Origin of the sequence: Marivirga sp. (assembly GCF_051117495.1) — a bacterium.
In the GTDB taxonomy this organism is placed as follows: Bacteria; Bacteroidota; Bacteroidia; order Cytophagales; family Cyclobacteriaceae; genus Marivirga.
In genome coordinates this window covers 57,337-76,448 of sequence record NZ_JBNPEF010000021.1, presented here as the reverse complement: position 1 = coordinate 76,448, position 19,112 = coordinate 57,337, and the positions used below count along the sequence as shown (strand labels likewise).

Annotated in this window: 13 protein-coding genes; 4 read left to right on the top strand and 9 right to left on the bottom strand. The window is 36.1% G+C overall.

Annotated features, from left to right (window positions below; translation table 11 throughout):
• Positions 1 to 292: 292 nt before the first annotated feature.
• Positions 293 to 688 (bottom strand): acyl-CoA thioesterase, encoded by a 396-nt coding sequence (locus ACFE0M_RS11690; protein ID WP_434545946.1) that lies wholly within the window; start codon positions 686 to 688, stop codon positions 293 to 295.
• Positions 685 to 2,271, bottom strand: coding sequence for an alpha-amylase family glycosyl hydrolase (locus ACFE0M_RS11685; RefSeq protein ID WP_434545945.1), 1,587 nt, complete (start codon positions 2,269 to 2,271; stop codon positions 685 to 687). The genes ACFE0M_RS11690 and ACFE0M_RS11685 overlap by 4 nt, the downstream gene beginning before the upstream one ends.
• A gap of 125 nt (positions 2,272 to 2,396) precedes the next feature.
• Between ACFE0M_RS11685 and ACFE0M_RS11680 the strand changes: the two genes are divergently transcribed.
• Together ACFE0M_RS11680 and ACFE0M_RS11675 are read left to right on the top strand one after the other, a co-directional pair.
• Positions 2,397 to 2,636 (top strand): tRNA pseudouridine synthase A, encoded by a 240-nt coding sequence (locus ACFE0M_RS11680; protein ID WP_434545944.1) that lies wholly within the window; start codon positions 2,397 to 2,399, stop codon positions 2,634 to 2,636.
• Complete coding sequence (locus ACFE0M_RS11675) at positions 2,620 to 2,901, top strand: type II toxin-antitoxin system RelE/ParE family toxin (protein ID WP_434545943.1); 282 nt, start codon at positions 2,620 to 2,622, stop codon at positions 2,899 to 2,901. Before ACFE0M_RS11680 ends, ACFE0M_RS11675 begins: the two co-directional genes overlap by 17 nt.
• An 85-nt stretch (positions 2,902 to 2,986) precedes the next feature.
• Here ACFE0M_RS11675 and fbaA read toward each other — a convergent pair whose 3' ends face one another.
• The 5 genes from fbaA to ACFE0M_RS11650 all read right to left on the bottom strand — a co-directional run bounded on the left by fbaA (position 2,987) and on the right by ACFE0M_RS11650 (position 13,123).
• A complete protein-coding gene (gene fbaA / locus ACFE0M_RS11670; RefSeq protein ID WP_434545942.1) occupies positions 2,987 to 4,048 on the bottom strand; it encodes a class II fructose-bisphosphate aldolase in 1,062 nt (353 codons plus the stop codon).
• Positions 4,049 to 4,280: 232 nt separating this feature from the next.
• Positions 4,281 to 5,837, bottom strand: a complete 1,557-nt coding sequence (locus ACFE0M_RS11665) for a RagB/SusD family nutrient uptake outer membrane protein (protein WP_434545941.1) — start codon at positions 5,835 to 5,837, stop codon at positions 4,281 to 4,283.
• A gap of 10 nt (positions 5,838 to 5,847) precedes the next feature.
• Complete coding sequence (locus tag ACFE0M_RS11660; RefSeq protein WP_434545940.1) at positions 5,848 to 8,844, bottom strand: SusC/RagA family TonB-linked outer membrane protein; 2,997 nt, start codon at positions 8,842 to 8,844, stop codon at positions 5,848 to 5,850.
• Between the two features lie 20 nt (positions 8,845 to 8,864).
• Entirely contained in the window at positions 8,865 to 11,597 is a 2,733-nt protein-coding gene (locus ACFE0M_RS11655) for an alpha-amylase family glycosyl hydrolase (protein WP_434545939.1), read from the bottom strand.
• A 56-nt stretch (positions 11,598 to 11,653) separates the two neighbouring features.
• Positions 11,654 to 13,123, bottom strand: coding sequence for a SusF/SusE family outer membrane protein (locus ACFE0M_RS11650; RefSeq protein WP_434545938.1), 1,470 nt, complete (start codon positions 13,121 to 13,123; stop codon positions 11,654 to 11,656).
• Between the two features lie 427 nt (positions 13,124 to 13,550).
• Here ACFE0M_RS11650 and ACFE0M_RS11645 point away from each other — a divergent pair, with 427 nt between their 5' ends.
• Positions 13,551 to 14,579: a LacI family DNA-binding transcriptional regulator gene (locus ACFE0M_RS11645; RefSeq protein WP_434545937.1), complete on the top strand. Its 1,029-nt coding sequence runs from the start codon at positions 13,551 to 13,553 to the stop codon at positions 14,577 to 14,579.
• Between the two features lie 42 nt (positions 14,580 to 14,621).
• Here the strand turns inward: ACFE0M_RS11645 and ACFE0M_RS11640 are convergent, their stop codons facing one another.
• Positions 14,622 to 15,563 (bottom strand): KpsF/GutQ family sugar-phosphate isomerase, encoded by a 942-nt coding sequence (locus tag ACFE0M_RS11640; RefSeq protein WP_434545936.1) that lies wholly within the window; start codon positions 15,561 to 15,563, stop codon positions 14,622 to 14,624.
• Positions 15,560 to 16,348 (bottom strand): 3-deoxy-8-phosphooctulonate synthase, encoded by a 789-nt coding sequence (gene kdsA, locus ACFE0M_RS11635; protein ID WP_434545935.1) that lies wholly within the window; start codon positions 16,346 to 16,348, stop codon positions 15,560 to 15,562. The genes ACFE0M_RS11640 and kdsA overlap by 4 nt, the downstream gene beginning before the upstream one ends.
• Positions 16,349 to 16,654: 306 nt before the next feature.
• Between kdsA and ACFE0M_RS11630 the strand changes: the two genes are divergently transcribed.
• Positions 16,655 to 19,087 (top strand): glycoside hydrolase family 31 protein, encoded by a 2,433-nt coding sequence (locus tag ACFE0M_RS11630; protein WP_434545934.1) that lies wholly within the window; start codon positions 16,655 to 16,657, stop codon positions 19,085 to 19,087.
• The last annotated feature ends 25 nt before the right edge of the window (positions 19,088 to 19,112 follow it).

Here is a 19,112-nt window from a genome sequence, read left to right as displayed (position 1 = left end):
TGTTACAATTATTAGAAAGTAGAACCTAGGCTAACTTTAAGCGCTCTTTTTTTGGCTCAATGCTATTAAATTAAGCTTTTACACCACCTCTTTAACTGCAATCCTAAAAAATAACCAAGGTTATTTTCTTTATGTTCTTTTGTTACTTTTGTGGTAAAGAGTAATGTTTGCTTTTGCTATTAACAGTTGCACATTACTACCACAAAAGTAACAAAAGAAAACAAAAGGTTTTTCGCTGTAGCGAAAATCTCGTTAAGGAAATTCCCTTAAATTAATGACATTTCTTTGGAGGTTAGTAGGCTTTGTATCTGAATTTCATATCCTCAGAAATCCTCTTTGGTCTTTTACTTTTGGCATCCAACAAACACCAAAAGGTGCGAGCTTCCGCTTTGGTTTGATGAGTTTCAGGATTGAAAATTCTGGTCATTCTTTCCGATTTCACCCCTTCCATGGAATTCACCCAAGTTTCTGCAATTATGGGTTCATTAGGCCTAATTTCCTTTTTGTAATCAATTTCATGCCTCAGCGCCACCCAAAGATTAATTTTATCGTCATCTTGACCTGAAATATGCTTCCAATGTGCTTCGGCTACATCTTGCACCCACTGCAAATAAACAACATTATTAATGTGTCCCATTGCGTCAAAATCTCCCGCTACTGGTTTTATCTTAAGTTGGAATTTATTCATTTGAAAATAATTAAAGAATTCCCTTTTAGATTTCCATTCTCCAGATTCTCCTCACCAAAAACAAACTCTTTGGGAGTAACTTTTAAAGCTTGTGCTTTGGATGATAGATTATGGATAACATGCAGTTTTTCCTCTTCTAAAACCCGAGTAAATGCCAATAGATTTTTATTTTGATTATCAAATTGCTCAATTCCTCCTTTAGTCAGGATTTCATTGTGATTTCGCAACTGAATCCATTTTTTATAATGATTAAATAAAGAACTAGAATTCCCCATTTGCCGGCTTAAAGAATTTACTGTCTTATCTAAAGTAAATTTAGGATCCATCCAAGTCGTTCTCAAACTATCACTTTCAGCATCTGACCATAAAAAAGGCTCTCTGATATTGGGGTCAGGCTTTTTGCCCAACATTCCAATTTCTTCTCCATAATAAATATAAGGTGTTCCGGGAAGTGTTAATAAAATCGAAGCCGCCATTTTAGCTTTTTTCATATCCCCTTTGAAATTACTCATTACACGGTTTTGATCATGATTACTTAAGAAAATAGCATCTTGATAATCATCCGTAGCGGATTGAAATACTTCTCTTTGCTTAATCAATCTGCTAATCAAATCTTCATTTGCAAGGTTCACCCATTTTGGTCCTTCAATGGTAGATGCTACATTTTGTCCTTGTATAACCGATTGTTGAATGCTCCCGGCCAAATCAAAATTGAAAAGTGCAGGTAAGCCTTTTGCAAATTCCTTCACAATTTCAGATGATGCCCAAACCTCTCCTACCAAATAAACATCTGGCTTAATTTTTCGCATTTCATCTCTGTATTCCTGCCAGAATTCATAGGAATCTTTTAATCTATCATCCGGAAAAATATGTTTGGCTGCATCCAAACGAAATCCATCCACACCTATATCTTCCAACCAAAATTTACCGATATCATATATTTCTTGTCTCACCTTTGGATTATCGAAATTCAAATCAGGCATTCCACCCCAAAAGAATCCGTAATAGTGCTCTTCCTCCTTTTTATTATCTACAGAATGCCATTGGGTAATATTATCTGAATCTTGCGTGACTTCCTTTTTGGCAATTTGATCGGCTATGCTATCACGATCAGCCCACACATAATAATCTCTAAAAGGATTATCCTTTCCTTTTTTTGCTTCCTGAAACCAAGGATGATCCGAAGCAGTATGATTGATGATCATATCAATCACTACTTTGATATTTCTTTTATGTGCCTCTGCAAGAAAGGTTTTAAAATCTTCCATTGTTCCATAATCGGGATGAATGGCTTTATAATCGGTTACATCATATTTATGATAGCTTGGAGAAGGCATAATGGGCATCAACCAAACTGCTGAAATCCCTAACTCTTCCAGATAATCCAATTTTTGAGTAGCTCCCTTAAAATCTCCTATTCCATCACCATTTCCATCTGCCCAAGATTGAATAAAAATTTCATAAGCCACCCCATTAGGAAAGTCAGCAATTGATTTACTCTCATTTTCTTTCATTTCTTGAGGATTACAGGCATTAATGATAAATATAAAAGTTATATATAAAATCGTATTAGTGAGCTTCATGAAATGATAATTTAAAAAATGAATTTTGAAAATTTCTATTTATGTAAAAATAGCTTTTATTCGATTCTGGTAATAAAAAAATCTAGTAAAAATTGTATCTTTGATAAAGTCAAAAATAATTAATTATGCAAACTATTAGACTTAGAGTAAATGATAAAGTTTATGAAAAACTGGTATGGCTTTTAAAAAAATTCAATAAAACTGATATTGAAATTATTTCTGAGGATGAAAATTTTCTAAAGGATAAAGCCTATTTACAGCGTGAGCTTAATGAAATTGATAATGGAAAAGCCGTATTCTATTCACTTGAAGAACTTGAAGATGAATTAGATAAAGTTATCTCCAAGCATGAAAATAGTATTTAAAGACACTTTTCTGAATCGGCTCGCTAATCAAGTTGATTTTATCGCTGAAGATTCTCCCAACCGCGCCAAGAACTTTAAAAACCAATTATTAAAGGAAATAAAGAAAATAAAAGCGTTTCCTTATAAACACAGACAATCTATATATTTTGAAGATGAAAATATTAGAGATTTAATATATAAAGGTTATACTGTAGTTTACCGTATTAAGGATGATGAAATTGGGGTCTTCGGTTTTATAAAACACCAAAAAAATCCTACTGATTAATATTGAGAGATTGACTTCAACAAAAAAAGCACAGGCTATTCACCTGTGCTCTTCAATCTTGATTCTTGTTTCTAGATTCTGTCAATTACGCCAATTTATTCAAGCAATTCAATTCTTTGAAAGCTTGCTTCAATCTTACGATCATGCTTTCCTCTCCTTTTCTTAACCAAGCTCTTGGATCATAGAATTTTTTGTTTGGTGCATCTGGATCATCAGAAGTTCCGATTTGCTGTTGCAATCTATCTTGATTGTCGTTATAATAATTTCTAACGCCATTCCAGAATGACCACTGCATATCGGTATCAATGTTCATTTTTATTGCGCCATAACCAATTGCTTCTTCGATTTTTTCTGGCTCAGAACCAGAACCACCGTGGAATACAAATAATACAGGCTTATCCCCAGTATTATGTTTCTTTTGGATATGATCTTGAGAATTTTTCAAGATATCAGGACGCAATTCTACGTTTCCTGGCTTATAAACACCGTGGACATTACCAAATGAAGCTGCAATAGTGAAGTTATCACTTACTTCTTTCAATTGCTCGTATGCATAAGCAACTTCCTCTGGCTGTGTGTACAATCTGCTGCTATCCACGCCTGTATTATCCACACCATCTTCTTCACCACCTGTAATACCTAATTCGATTTCAAGGTGCATACCCATTTCAGCCATCGGCTTCAAGTATTTTTTACAAATTTCGATGTTCTCTTCCAAAGGTTCTTCAGAAAGATCGATCATGTGAGAGCTGAACAATGGCTTTCCATGCGTTTTGTAAAACTCTTTACCTGCTTCCAATAATCCATCGATCCACGGCAATAATTTCTTAGCACAGTGGTCAGTATGTAAAATCACTGGTACACCATATTCTTTTGACATGAAATGTACATGATGAGCTCCCGCTACAGCGCCCGCAATGGCTGCTTTTTGATTTTCATTTGAAAGTCCTTTTCCTGCATTAAATGCCGCTCCTCCATTCGAAAATTGAATGAAAACAGGAGAATTTACATCTCTTGCCGTTTCAAGCACTGCATTGATGGAATTGTTTCCAATTACATTTACAGCAGGCATTGCATATTTATTGTCTTTTGCGTGATGAAGTAAATTCATCATCTCTTCTCCGGATAATACTCCTGGTTTAGCCATGTTTTTATGTTTTAGTGAGTTAATTTTCTTTGAGAACCCAAAAATGCCAATAATGGAAGAAATATAAAAGGGAAAGCCACTTTAATGTTATTGATTTGATGGTCTGTAAATCCAAGATGATAATTTACTGCATATAGAAGGTAATATTTAATAAGTCAGCAGAAAAAAAACAGGGAGCAAAGCCCCCTGTGTTTTCGTTTTATGGTTGTATTATGAAGAAGAAAATTTTTAATTAATACCCATCATTCTGATCCAATTCAGGGTTAGCAGCCAAATCAGTAGCTGGAATAGGGAATATTTCTAAATGATCGCTTATTGAAGTACCATCAATATTATTTCCTTTCCAAGGCCAAGTATATTCTCCACCTGTGTAAAGCCCAAATCGAATTAAATCGGCTCTTCTATGTCCTTCCCAGTAAAGCTCTCTTGCTCTTTCATCCAAGATGAAATCCAAAGTCAACTCTCCAGCGGTAATATTGCCTGAATTATCACCATAGGCTCTTGCTCTTAATTCATTGATGTAGCTTAATGCAGTGGCTTCGCTTCCGCCTCCACCTCTCAAAACTGCCTCAGCATACATTAAATAAGCATCTGCCAATCTAAACATCGGATAGTCAGTATCTGCAAATTCATTATTGCTTCCTTGCTCGCCATCAGTTGTTAAATTGGTATATTTAGGAACTGCATAACCTTCATTAAAAACAGTTAAATCAGCTATTTCCAATGACTGACCATCAGTAAAAAATATAGCCCTATTATCAATATCACCCGTTTCATCAGGAAATAATTGAACCAAATTTTTGGTGGTTCTTAATCCTGCCCAGGCTCCACTAGTTCCGTAATCAGAAGATACCATGTTACCGCCCATTGAACCGTTGATTAGGAATGTTGTGCTTCCATAACCTTGTGTCTGAATACCATCAGAAGGGAGCGTGAAAATCAATTCATTGCTGGTATGGTTATCAGCTCGGAAGTTCAATTGATAATCACTCTCAATTGAATAAGGTCCATTTAATACTTTTTCCAATGCTGCAACTGCTTCGGCATAATAATCATTACCTGTATAAACCTCTCCATTCAGATATAATTTTGCTTGCAACATCCAAAGAGCGGCTTTATCTGCTCTGCCATATTCATTTTGTTGAGGATCAGGTAATTCATTTTCAATGGCATTTAATTCCTCTGCAATAAAATTAAAGACCTCCTCAGGACTATCTTGAATGGGAAAATCAGTTGTAATTTGCGTTACAATAGGTATATTTCTAAACAAATCCAATGCATGCCAATAAGCTAAGGCCCTCAAAAACCGAACTTCGCTTCTATATTCTTGAGCAAGCGCTCTTTTTTGTTCATCATAACCATAATCCGTTAACAAATCATTGGTGCTCTGCTCCAAGAAATCATTGCTGTAAGAGATAATAAGGAACAATCGGTAATACAACACTCTTACAAATTGATTGTCAGATGACCAGGAATGTGTATTCAAATCTTGAATACCAGCATCTTGCCAGGCAATCACCGCCTCATCAGTAGTTAATTCCTGTGCTTTCCAATAGGCTCTGATATAGGATGTGAATCCTTCATCATTCACTAAAGCTAAGTCTGCGTCACCCGCAGGCCCTTGTTGACCTGTCAAACTATAAGCCGCATAGATCTTAGCCATATACCTTTCCAGGTTTTTAACATCTTGAAAGGCTATATTGGCAGTTTCACCAAACTCTGGCCTTAAATCCAAATCAGTACATGAAAGGATAAAACCTGCTAGAATTATATATATAAATTTCTTCATTTTCTTTGATTTAAAATTTTGCGTTTATACCGAAAATAAATGCAGTTGAAGGAGGATAAATATTATTATCAATTTGAACTTCTGGATCCAAACCACTATATCCTGAAATAGGTAACATATTTTGAACTGTACCATATAGTCTCAACCTAAAATCTTGTATTTGATTGAAATTATATCCTATTGAAAGGTTATCCAATTTTAAGAAATTACTGTTTTCTATATAGTAGTTTGAAAGTAATTGCCTATTCTGAAAACCAGTTTCAATTACCGATTCATGCACATTATTTAATATCTGTGCTTCTGTAAGCCTTCCGTACCAACCATTGGCCGATGCGGTGTTATTGTATGTCTGACCTCCTAATTTAGCTCTGAGGGTAAGGGCAAGATCAAAATTTCCATATCTGAAATTAGAGCTCAGGTTAGTTAAGATCGGATGTATGGCCACACCCTGAGTCTGTAAATCATTTTCATTAATAATTCCGTCTCCATTAATGTCTTCATAAATAATATTGGTTCCTCCTACTAATGGTTTACCAGCATCATCATATAAATGATTATAAGAATAGAAAGTAGAAATAGGCTGACCAACCTGTAAAACTTGTATAGTTCTTCCAATATCACCTGAAATACCGCCTACTTGAATTCCCGGGCTATCTTCATCAATTTCATTATTAAGCTTTACTATTTTATTTTGATTGTATGTAAAATTATATCCCAGATCCCAACCAAATTTTTCATTGTCGATTGCAATAAAATTCAATCCCAATTCTACGCCTTTATTATTCATTTCTCCAATGTTGGTGGTAACTCTATCCCCCACATTGGTAGCAGCGGCTACTGGTACATTAAATAATAATTGATCGGTTGTCTTGTCATATACATCCAAAGTACCCGAAAGCCTTCCATTCATTACTGAAAAGTCAATACCAATATTAGTAGATATCAATCTTTCCCATTGAATATTAGGATCTACGGCAGTAGGTCTCAATAATTGTATGTATTCATCACCAAATTGGTAAGTAGCGCTGGCATCGCTCAAAAAATAAAATTTATCATACAGATAATCGCCAATATTCTGGTTTCCAGTTTGCCCCCAGCCTACTCTTAATTTTAAATCATTAAAAGCACCAGTTAAACCTTGGAAAAAATCTTCCTCAATAATTCTCCAACCTAAGGCTGCGGATGGAAAGAACCCATATTTATTTCCAAAACCAAAGCGAGTAGAACCATCCATTCGGCCAGTTACCGTTAATAAATATTTATCTTCATAAGAATAGTTCAGTCGCCCAAAATAAGATTGCAATTGATTCGTAATTGGAATTGCTCTATACAAATCAATAAATTCCCTTGGAATTACTGTCGGATCGTTAAAACCTTTACTATCATCAGTTAAATTAATCCCTTCATAACCTGTAGTTTCTCTAAATACCTCTTGAAACTCATAACCTCCCAATACATCGATACTGTGCTCGCCAAAAGACTTATTATAATTCAATGTTGTAAATAAAGTGGTGGTGTATGCATTATTGGTTGATCTTTGCATATAACCATCTCTATTGTCATTTCTTAAGGTAAAGGGTTCAAAAACTTTATTCTGTCCGTTTCTTAAATCATAAGAACCCGTAGCGCTCCAAGTTAAACCTTCAACACCCGGAATTTTAAGGTCAAAATTAATGGAGTTAAATGATCTTCTATTTTCACCAATACTTTGTGTTTGCTCAATTATAGAAACAGGGTTGATCGGATCAATGGAAGAAACATTCCATTCATAATAACCACCAAATTCTTCCGCTTCTGGATCATAAACGGGTTTAGTTGGATCAAATGAGACTGCACCGCCCACTACATTAGGTTTATATTGATCGTTGGTCAAAGCATTTTTGGTATTAAAAGTAATATCCAAATGATCATTCAGAACAGTGGTTTTCAATCTCATACTTAAACGAGTCACTTGATTTCTATCCCCTCTTATAACTTCTTTATTATCCATGTGATTAACAGAAACCAAGTAATTTATTTTTTCTGTGGCGCCAGAAAAAGACAAATTATGGTTTTGACTTAAAGTACTTCTAGTCACCTCATTAAACCAATCTGTATCCTGATCGCCTAACCTACCTTCATTTTGAGGACTAAATTGACGAATTGCATTTCTGAAATTCTGCGTACTTAAAAAATCTGGTTCTCTTAGTACTTCTGAAAAAATGAAAGATCCGTCATAAGTAACCGTGTTTTGACCTTTTTTACCTGATTTGGTTGTATATAAAATAACACCTGCCGCACCTCTTGAACCGTAGATCGCAGTAGCAGAAGCATCTTTTAAAACTGTTACACTCTCGATATCAGCGGGATTGATAAAGTTGTTGGCGTTTCTTGTTCCTGAGCTACCATCATTGTTAATTGGAACACCATCCACCACTATTAATGGCTGAGCTTGCGCATTTATTGAGCCAACGCCCCTAATGGTGATTCCTCCACCACCGGCTCGCGTATTGCCAGGCGTAACATCAACCCCAGCAATTTTACCGGTTATTAGGCGCTCGGGACTGGCTATTTGCCCCCGATTAAAAGATTCCTCCTTTACCGTACTGACCACACCCGTTACATCTTTTTCTTCCTGTTGGCCATAACCTACAACCACTACCTCTCCCAATTGGGAAATATCTTCCTGCATTTGAACATCAATTACAGATCGAGCACCTACTTCAAACTCCTGCTTTTTATATCCAATAAAAGAAAAAACCAAGATATCTGTGGACTCTACTTCAAGTTTATATTCACCCTCCAAAGAAGTAGTTGTTCCTTTTGAGGTACCTTTAATTTTAACACTCGTTCCGGGTAGAGATTCTCCCGTTTTGGCATCGGTAACCGTTCCCGAAACTGTCCTTTCCTGAGCATGCAATTGCAATGAAATAAAAAACACAAGGAAAGCTGTTAGCATCCCTTTAAAGATAGGTAACCTATCCCTTCTTGGAGCTCCACTTTGTGAGTATGTATAATTTTGATCCATATTATGATTTATTTAAAAAATTAAAACTTTATGATTTTTTGTTGTCTTTGAATATTCTGCTCTTGGTAATTGACCAAATAGATTCCTGATTCCAAATGGGACAAATCAATTAAAAATCGATTACCAATTTCTTCCATTTGTATTGGAATGGCTTTTCCACTTAAATCTGTAATAAAAATATTATCAATTTGATTCTCTGACTTCAGGTAAATTTGATTTTGAACAGGGTTTGGAAATACTTTTACATTTGAATTCCATTGTGATTTTTTATCGGCAAGAATGATGTCCTCTTGAACTTCTTCAGCAATATAATTTTCGATAGGCTCGCTGGTTAAAATTCTAAATTCACCAGAGATTAAATTAATAGAAACTTCATTCGCAATTTCAATTTCTCTACCAGAAAAATAGTCGTACCAAGTACCTGCTTGAATGATTTGTTGGTCAAAAGTCTGGGTACTTTTACTGAAATTACCCATCATCACAATCTTTACATCATTGTTGTTGTATCTTGCCCATTTTAAGTCTCCACTAGCTGACCATTGGAAATTATCCTTATTAAGATAATCAGTTCTTGTTTTCAATTTGATTAGGCTTTGGTAAACTTGAAACAGCTTATTTCGCTCAGGATCTTCCAAATATTCCCAACGTGTTGGTTTCACTCCCAGCCTGTCATTGTTCAATTCCTCATCATAGCCAAACTCGCCAAATTGCCAGATCATTTTTGGTCCTGGCACCATAAAGAACAATGCCGCATTCAGCTTTAATCTCTGCATTTGATATGCTAAGTTTTGGCTTGAACTATTTTTTAAATCCAATGCGACTCTTTCTTCATCATGGCTTTCCATATAACCCACTATATGAGGTTCATTCCAACCTTTAGACTGATAACTTAGGCCACTGACATTGGCACTATTTCCTTTTGCCAAGTTTCTGAAATTGTGGTTTTCATTACCCCAAAGCATCATGCCATAATCCGCTAATTCTCTTTCTTCTGAATTTTCGGCAAAGTGTTCCAAAATCACGTATGAATCAGGATCAACGAACCATTGGAAATCTGCCAATCTCTTTAACAATGTAATTCTAGAAGCATCATATTGACTCCAAGCCCCTACATTTCCTAAAGTATTTTTTTGCGTGAAGCCTTTAGACAAATCATATCTATAACCATCCACATGATATTCTTCCAACCAATAGGCCACTACCCTATCTACATAATCTTGGGTGTATTGGCTTTCGTGGTTCATATCATATCCCACATTAAAATCATGTTTCGGACTTGTATTGAACCAAGGATTTTGAGAAGTTGGATTTCCGTAATCACCTTGATTATATAATCTAGCTAATGAATTTCTTCCGAATTGGTGGTTTAGTGCTATGTCCAAAATAATGGCCATACCTCGATTATGAGCTTCATTCACCAATGTTTTAAAATCATATTCAGTGCCGTAAAACTTATCTAAAGCCAACATCGCATAAGGATTATAGCCCCAACTCAAATTACCCTCAAATTCCATTACAGGCATAAATTGGATTGCATTGATGCCCAATTCTTCTAAATAATCCAATCTTTCGGTTACCGCCTCGTAAGTTCTTAATTCCGTGAAATCACGAACCAATAATTCATATATCACTAAATCCTCATTGACAGGCCTTTCAAAGGTTTCATCCGTCCAAGGAAATTGCGCTTTATTAGTTTGAATATAGCTCACGGCATGAGCTGTTTTTCCTGATGGATATGGCATTAGATCAGGGTATCTGTTATCCCTAATAATTTCAGGATCATCATATTCGGAGCCTACTTTTTCAGTATATGGGTCAGCAATGGTGATTTCACCATCCACTAAGTATTGAAATTGATATTCTTGACTTGGTGTTAAATTGGCAATTTCAATCCAAAATTGATCCCCGTCTTTTTTCATAAGGAACTCATCCGAAAGGCTCCAATCATTGAAAGTGCCGATCACAAATACATTTTCTTTAGTCGGAGCAGTCAATACAAGGTGGACAGAAGTATCATCTTCTCTATAATTAATACCATTTTGTAAACCAGCAGGAAGCGGTTCATTGGCAACCACTGGATTCACTATATAGGAATAGTTAAATGACTCTTCATCCGTACCATTTCCTGCTTTGATGATTAAGTCGTGAGCCTGACCATCATCAATTACAGTATGCTCGTAAGAGAATTCGGAAATGTCTGATTCTTCATATTCCACATTTCCATCCACAAAAAATTGAAAATCTGCAGATTCAGAGGCCGATAATTCAATATTAATAATGTCATTGGCTTCATAAAAGCCATAATTGCCCGTTGGGGAAGCAATATTGACCGAAAAGCCTTGGCTAATTTCGGTTATAAAGTCGTCAGTTTGACCATCAGACCAATCGTTGCCCTTTAAAAGCATCCCTATTTGGGTAATATCTTGAGCGCTTTGGTCAAAAAATGTCGTTGGGGTTAAAGAAATACGGAAAAGGGTTTGACCGTTTTCATTTAGCTTTTCAAATTTAGCTTGATTCGTAGCTTCTGGATCAGAATCAGCAGGGTTTATATTGGAAGGAGCGTCTATACCTTTATCAGGAAGCCACATCCAAATATAGGCATCGTCCAATGAGGACAGGCCGGTTCCTGTTACATTATAGGTAATGGTAATCTCCTCATCCGCAGCAAAGAATTCGGGTTGGATGGTGGGAGTTTGTGCATTTACTAGGTGTAATGTTGTTATAAATAAAAGAAGAAGTGATAATTTTTTCATGTAGGTATTATTTAAAATAAGGGTTGCCAGAGACAACCCTTATTTTTATAAAATAATTAGTTTTTGGTTGCTGTAGCAGAATAATTATTACCATCAAAAGAAAGAGTGACAGTATAGTTACCTGCTTCAGACAAGCTTAAATTGCCACCATCAACAGTAAGCTCTTCTAAGCTCCCACCAATATTAAGTGCCCAATCATCACCTGCTCTGAATTTCCACTCACCAGTTGTAAAATCACCTGTAATTGAGTAGGTAGCAACACCATCAGCAAATCCGTCAGCTGTCAAATCCTGATCAGCATCCCAATTACCTACGGGAGAACCTTCTCCAATAATTCCCCAACCTGCATCAGTCATAGATGCATTCCAAGTTTCACCTTCATCAGAAGTAGTAATTACCACATAGTAGGCACCGGCTCCTGGACTAGGAATATTTGCACCTGCTGGGGTCAAAGATACTTCAGAGCCGTCTGCAGGTAAAGAACCGCCTAAATCAACATCCCAAGCATCATTTGCTCTGAATTTAAATTCTCCTTCAGCCACAAAAGTTACGGCACCAACCCATGTATGAGTACCGCCTTCATCACCTTTATAGACTAAATTTCTGTCATTAAATTCACCCCAATTATCAGCAGTAGCATTTCCAACGAAAGCCCACTTGTACTCTTCTGGGTCAAAAGTAATTTCTGGTGCATCACCTGTTCTTTCCTGCGAAAAAGAAAAACCACCATCAACTGCATAAGCAACTTCGATGTCATAAACACCTTCATTATCTGAACTCATTTCAAAGTTTCCGCCCACATTTCCTGGTGCTAAATTATCAATTGAACCACCAAAATTAGTAAACATCATATAACCATTATCTGCGGCAAAACCTGCAGCCGGATCTACTCTTCTATCAACATTCCAGGTTGTATTAAATCTAAATTTATACCAACCTGCTCTTAATATAATATCAGAAGCTGTCCATGTACCTCCGTTTTCATCAACAGAGCCAGATAATGGAGTATCAGCACTGCCACCATTAGGAGTAGCCGCACCAATTAATCCAACAGAATTGATTTTAAATATTAAAATCTCACTAGTTAATTCATCATGAGCGATTTTATATAATCCCTCCTCTATTGTAAAAGCTTCGCCACCATCTGTAGCATCTGCTATCAAATCGTAAGTCAATGGCTCTTCTTCAGAACCATAATTAATAGTTTCTAATGAACCCCCGAAAGTTGCTGATACTTCACGATCCACCGTCTGAACGATATTATAATCACCAGAAGATAAATAAAAGTATCCTGTAACAAAGCCTTCTCTTTCCTGAGCACCAAAGCCTTCTGCTTCCACTTGTTCTGGTGTTAATTGCATAGTTGCGACAGGGTCTTCTCCTTCTGTTGCGATATAAATGCCATCTGCAACGGATAAGCCATCCTCATCTACATCAATGACAGGTTCGTCATCATCACATGAGACCATAAACATAGCTGCGGTCAGCAACAATGCCAGGCTCCATAATTTTGTTAAGTTTTTCATAATTTAATTGTTTTAAAGTTTACTTAAGTTTCTGGTCATAAAGTCGCATTGATTTTGTTGCGCAACTCCATTTTCCACTTTTCAAGTTTAGCGTAAGAAATAGCCTCAAAACAGCTAAAAGCAATATTTTTTACCGCAATCGGTTGCGCAATCGTTTGCGGTAACGAATAAATTTTATGAAGTTTGTGAGATTTAAAATCTTTTGGAGATTAAGTGTGGATTATCAATTTATTATTTGATTTTTACGGTATGTAATAAGCTAAGAATGGCCAAATTAAGGTTGATATTAAACCTGTCAGTTTTGTCGATAATAAAAAAGATGAAAGGAGTATTATTTTCACTACTAAAATTTATAGAAACCTGACAGGTTTGGGCAAAACGTGTATTTAAATTAGTGGGCTTAATCAAAAAATTAAATAATGACTCAATGAAAAAAGCAAACATCACCATAAAAGACATAGCAAAGGAACTGGGTGTTTCCCCTTCTACGGTTTCTCGTGCCTTAAAAGATCATCCTGATATCAGTCATGATACTAAAAAGGAAATAAATGAACTAGCGAAAAAGCTTAATTATCAGCCCAATACTGTTGCTTTAAGCTTAAGACAAAGCAAAACCAATACTTTGGGAGTTATTATACCCGAAATTGCGCATTTCTTCTTTTCTGCCGTCATTAGTGGCATTGAAGATATTGCCCATGATGCTGGATATCATGTCATCATCACGCAATCCAATGAGTCCTTTGAAAGGGAAGTGATGAATACCAAAGCCTTATTTAACTCTCGCGTTGATGGTATTCTCATGTCGGTTTCCAGAGAAACAGAAAATTACGATCATCTGCAAAGCTTATTGGATTATGATATTCCTCTTGTGTTTTTCGACAGAATAATCGATTCGCTTAATGCCTGCAAAGTGATAGTAAATGATGAACAAGGAGCTTATGAAGCCACTACTCACCTCATTGAACAAGGATGTTACAGGATAGCGCACTTGGCTGGCCCGCAAAATTTAGCCATCAGTAAAAATAGATTAAATGGGTATAAGGCCGCATTGGCAGATAACCGGTATATGATAGATGATAATCTCATCAAAGTATGTGGACTTGGTACTTTTGAAGAAGCAGAATCCATCACCAATGAAATTTTGGATTATCGATTTCCACCGGATGCCATTTTTGCCAATAATGATGTAGCAGCCTATGGAGCAATGATGGCTATTCGAAAGAAACAGCTTAAAATACCGGAAGATATTGCCATTGTAGGATTTAGCAATTGGCGGTTTTCTAGTCTAATTCAACCAGCTTTATCATCCGTAACACAGCCCGGTTTTAAAATGGGACAAGAGGCTACGCGTTTACTAATGAAACAAATAAACAAAGCTGAAGACGAGGAAAGCGTGACCGAAACCATCTCATTGAAGACCAATTTGGTGGTAAGGGAATCATCAAAAAAAATATAAACTCTATCTTAATGCCTTTTAAAGCTATATTATTTAAAGGTTTTACAAATCGTATAACTGTAAGACCCCTATACATTTTTGATTCTCAACTACCAAAAGCGTATTGATTTTATTTTCCATCATCAATTCCTCAGCCTTTTTGAGTTTCATTTCTTGGTTAATAAATTTTGGGGAGCTGGTCATAATATCTTTTGCTTTCATATCCATAAAGGACTGTCTTTGGTTTTTCATCCCCCTTCTTAAATCACCATCTGTAATAACTCCTACCAAATTCCCTTTTTCCTCAATAATGGCAAGACCCAGTCTTCCATTCGAAATTGTATGAATAACAACCTCCATTTCACTTTGAGGGTCAATCACAGGCAAATCTGTGGAACGCATTACATCCTTAACTGTCATCAACAACCTTCTTCCTAAAGAACCTCCCGGATGGAATAATGCAAAATGTTCCGGTTTGAAATTCCGTTCTCTCATTAAGGCAACAGCCAAGGCATCTCCCATTACCAAAGTAGCAGTAGTGGATGATGTAGGTGCTAAATCAAGTGGGCAAGCTTCTTGCTCCACACTTACATTTAAATGAAAATGCGTATTCTTAGCCAAAGTTGAATCGGGATTGCCACTTACTCCTATTACCTTATTGCCATTTCTTAAGAAAAAAGGAATGATTTTCAATAATTCATCTGTTTCACCTGAGTTGGAAATGGCCATTACTATGTCATTATCCTGTATCAAGCCCAGATCACCATGATAGGCTTCTCCCGGATGAAGGAAATAACTTGGTGTTCCTGTGCTAGAAAAAGTAGCGGCAATCTTTTTTCCAATAATACCAGATTTACCCATCCCTGTAACGATAAGCTTGCCTTTACTTTCCATGATGGCACCAACAGCTTTCTCAAAATCTTCCGTAAGTAAACCGGCTAGATCTTGCACTGATTTGGCCTCTATGGCAATCGTTTCTTTAGCTGAATCTAATATTCGACTCATGAAGTTAATTTTTTAATTAAATCTTTTAAATCTTTTAAAAACAGTTGGTTAGGACCATCACTCCATGCTTCTTCAGGATTTGGATGTGTTTCTATAAAATATCCGTTGGCACCAAATGCCTTAGCCGCCAAAGCCATATTAGGTACAAATTCTCGATTTCCTCCGGTTTTCCCACCTGCTCCTCCTGGCCTTTGTACTGAGTGCGTGCAATCCATTACAACCGGAAAGCCATGTTGCAACATATCCGGAATATTTCTGAAATCTACTACTAAATTATTATATCCATACATATTGCCACGCTCAGTCAATAAAATTTGATTATTTCCTGCTTGTGATACTTTCTGACATGGATATAACATATCTTCTCCTGACAAAAACTGTGCTTTCTTGATATTGACAATTTTCCCAGTTTCGGCAGCTGCCAATAATAAATCAGTCTGGCGGCACAAAAATGCAGGAATTTGCATGATATCCACCACATCCTGCAATAATGCAGGCTGATAGGATTCATGCACATCTGTAGTCACCGGAAGATGGTAAGTGGATTTGATTTCTTGCAACCATTCCTTTCCTTCTTCCAGCCCAGGACCTCTTTTAGCAGATGCAGAGGTTCTATTGGCCTTATCAAAGGAAGATTTAAAGATGAGTTCAACCCCTAATTCATTTTTAATATCGACCAATTCCTTTGCTACTGTATGAAGTAACTCAATACTTTCCATAACGCATGGTCCTACAATGAAAAATGGTTTATCTGAAGTTAATTTTTGATATAAGCTTTTTGACATGTAATTAATGATAAAAACAATATAACTGTTAAAAGTATTTCTAATTGCAAAGTTGCCATTTTAAAATTCAAAATAGAAATAAATGATTTCCTATCCTTAAAAAATAAACCTAGGAAAATCCTTTTCAATTAATAATCACTGGATTTGACATGACACAATCCTAAAATAGCCATAAATAATAAATTATAAATACAAAAAGTTAAATTGCAAACGTAACCGCAAACGATTGCGCTGATTTAATAGTTAATTGAATATCAGGAAATTTGAATATTCAATACTTTAGCAATTCTTATAAAAGAAATATTGATGATTAGTTCACAAACCATAAATAAACCAAACCTCAACCTCCATTGCGGAAAGATTGAAAGCTATAAGCGAAATGCCTATGGTATTTCAGGCAAAACCGAAAACGCCTTTTTTAGAATATCTGTCGTACAAAAAGGGATTTTTAAAATTCATTTAAGCAGGACAGAGCAATTTGATGAACATTCTTATGCTGTTATTTCCAAATCTGTGGGGATTGATTTCTCAATCATTGATGCTAACGGACATTTAGAGCTTAAAACCGAAGCTTTAACTTTAGAAATTAAAAAAGATCCTTTCACCGTTATTTTCAAGGATGTGAAAGGAAATATTATCAATGAGGATGATCACGCCTTAGGCACTTCCTGGTTAGGCGAGCAAGTAACCACCTATAAAAAATTACAAGAAGGCGAAAGATTTATCGGTTTAGGGGAAAAAACCGGGCCCTTAGATAGGAAAGGAACCGGCTACCAAAACTGGAATACTGACCATTTTGGTTATCCTCCTGATAGTGATCCTTTATATTGCACCACTCCTTTTTATATTGGTATTCATAACGATTTATCGTATGGAATTTATTTAGACAATTCCCATAAGACCCATTTTAATTTTGGTGCATCTAACAGAAGGTTCTCCAGCTTTTCTGCTGACCAAGGAGACATGGCTTATTATTTCATTCACGAGGAGAACATTGAGGAAATCATCAGTTCCTATACCGATCTAACAGGCAGAATGGAACTCCCACCTATCTGGAGTTTGGGTTACCAACAATGCCGATATAGCTATAAGCCAGACAAAGAAGTATTAAGCATAGCGAAATTTTTCAGGGAAAAAGAAATTCCGGCTGATGTCATTGTATTGGACATCCACCACATGGAGCAATATAAAATCTTTACTTGGAACGGTAAAGATTTCCCTAATCCAAAGCAAATGATTGATAAGCTAGAGGAAATGGGCTTTAAGGTAGTAGTCATTTGCGATCCTGGTATTAAGATCGAAGAAGGCTATGAAGCCTATGATTCCGGAAAAAAAGAAGATGTTTTTATCAAATATCCTGACGGGGAATATTACGAAGGAGAAGTTTGGCCGGGATGGTGCCATTTTCCTGATTTCACCAAACCAACTGTAAGAAATTGGTGGCAAGATAAATTAAAAGCCTATACCGACTTAGGAATTCTGGGGCTTTGGAATGATATGAATGAAATTGCCACCTGGGGGCAATATTTACCTGATTTAATGGAATTCGATTATGAGGGAGAAAAAGCCTCTACCCGTAAAGCACGAAACGTGTATGGCATGCAAATGGCCAGAAGTACTTACGAAGGTGCTAAGCAAAATTCTCCCAATAAAAGAGTATTTAATCTAACAAGAGCCGGTTTTTCAGGTATTCAGAGATACGCAGCCGTTTGGACTGGCGATAATGTTGCGGATGATGAGCATATGTTGTTAGGAGTTCGTTTGGTGAACAGCCTTGGCTTGGCTGGTGTAGCATTTTCAGGTTATGATATCGGAGGCTTTGCTGGTGATGCCGACAGCCAATTATTTGCCCGCTGGATATCCATTGGAGCTTTTGCTCCATTTTTCAGAGGTCACAGCATGATCAATAGTAGAGATTCAGAACCTTGGGCTTATGGGGAAGAAGTTGAGGAAATTTCTAGAAATTATATCAATCTAAGATATAAAATGATGCCTTATATTTATTCTGCTTTTTATAAAGCACATGAAAAAGGCATTCCGGTAGCCAGGAGTTTAGCTATTTACCACCCTCATGATGCCAAAATCTATAATTCGCTCTATGAAAACCAGTATTTCTTTGGACCGGACATAATGGTCGCACCCGTAGCCAGTAAAGTCAATTTAGCAAAAGTCTATTTTCCGGAAGGTGAATGGTATGATTTATTTGATGACACTTTTTATAGAGGCAATCAAGAAGTAATTGTGGAATGCCCAATTGAAAGATTGCCAGTATTTGTGAGAGCCTCCGCAATAATTCCCATGCAGGATAAACTGGAAAACTTAAGCAATAATCATAATGATTGTCTTCATTTACATATTTACGGAGGCAAGGAAGAAAATAAATATGAATATTATGAAGATGATGGCGAATCATTCAATCATGTGAGTGGAGAATATTATAAAAGACTGATTGATTTCAAACCTGAAAGCAGACAAGTAATCCTACATCCAAAAGAAGGAGATTATAATTCTCAATACCAGAAAGTTAAAGTATTCTTTCATGGTTTTGAAGGCAAATTAAATGGTAAAATCCATATTAATCAACAAACCATACCGTTAGAAAAAGAAGACTTCAATTTTGTTGATCAAATTTCTAATTTCGATCCATTGCCTGAAAATGAAAGGATAAACTTAAAGGTAAATGATTTGCCTAATGCTATTTTCAATTTGGAAGATGGAAGAATTAATATTGAGTATTAGTCCTTATTTTATAAGTTAATTTTAC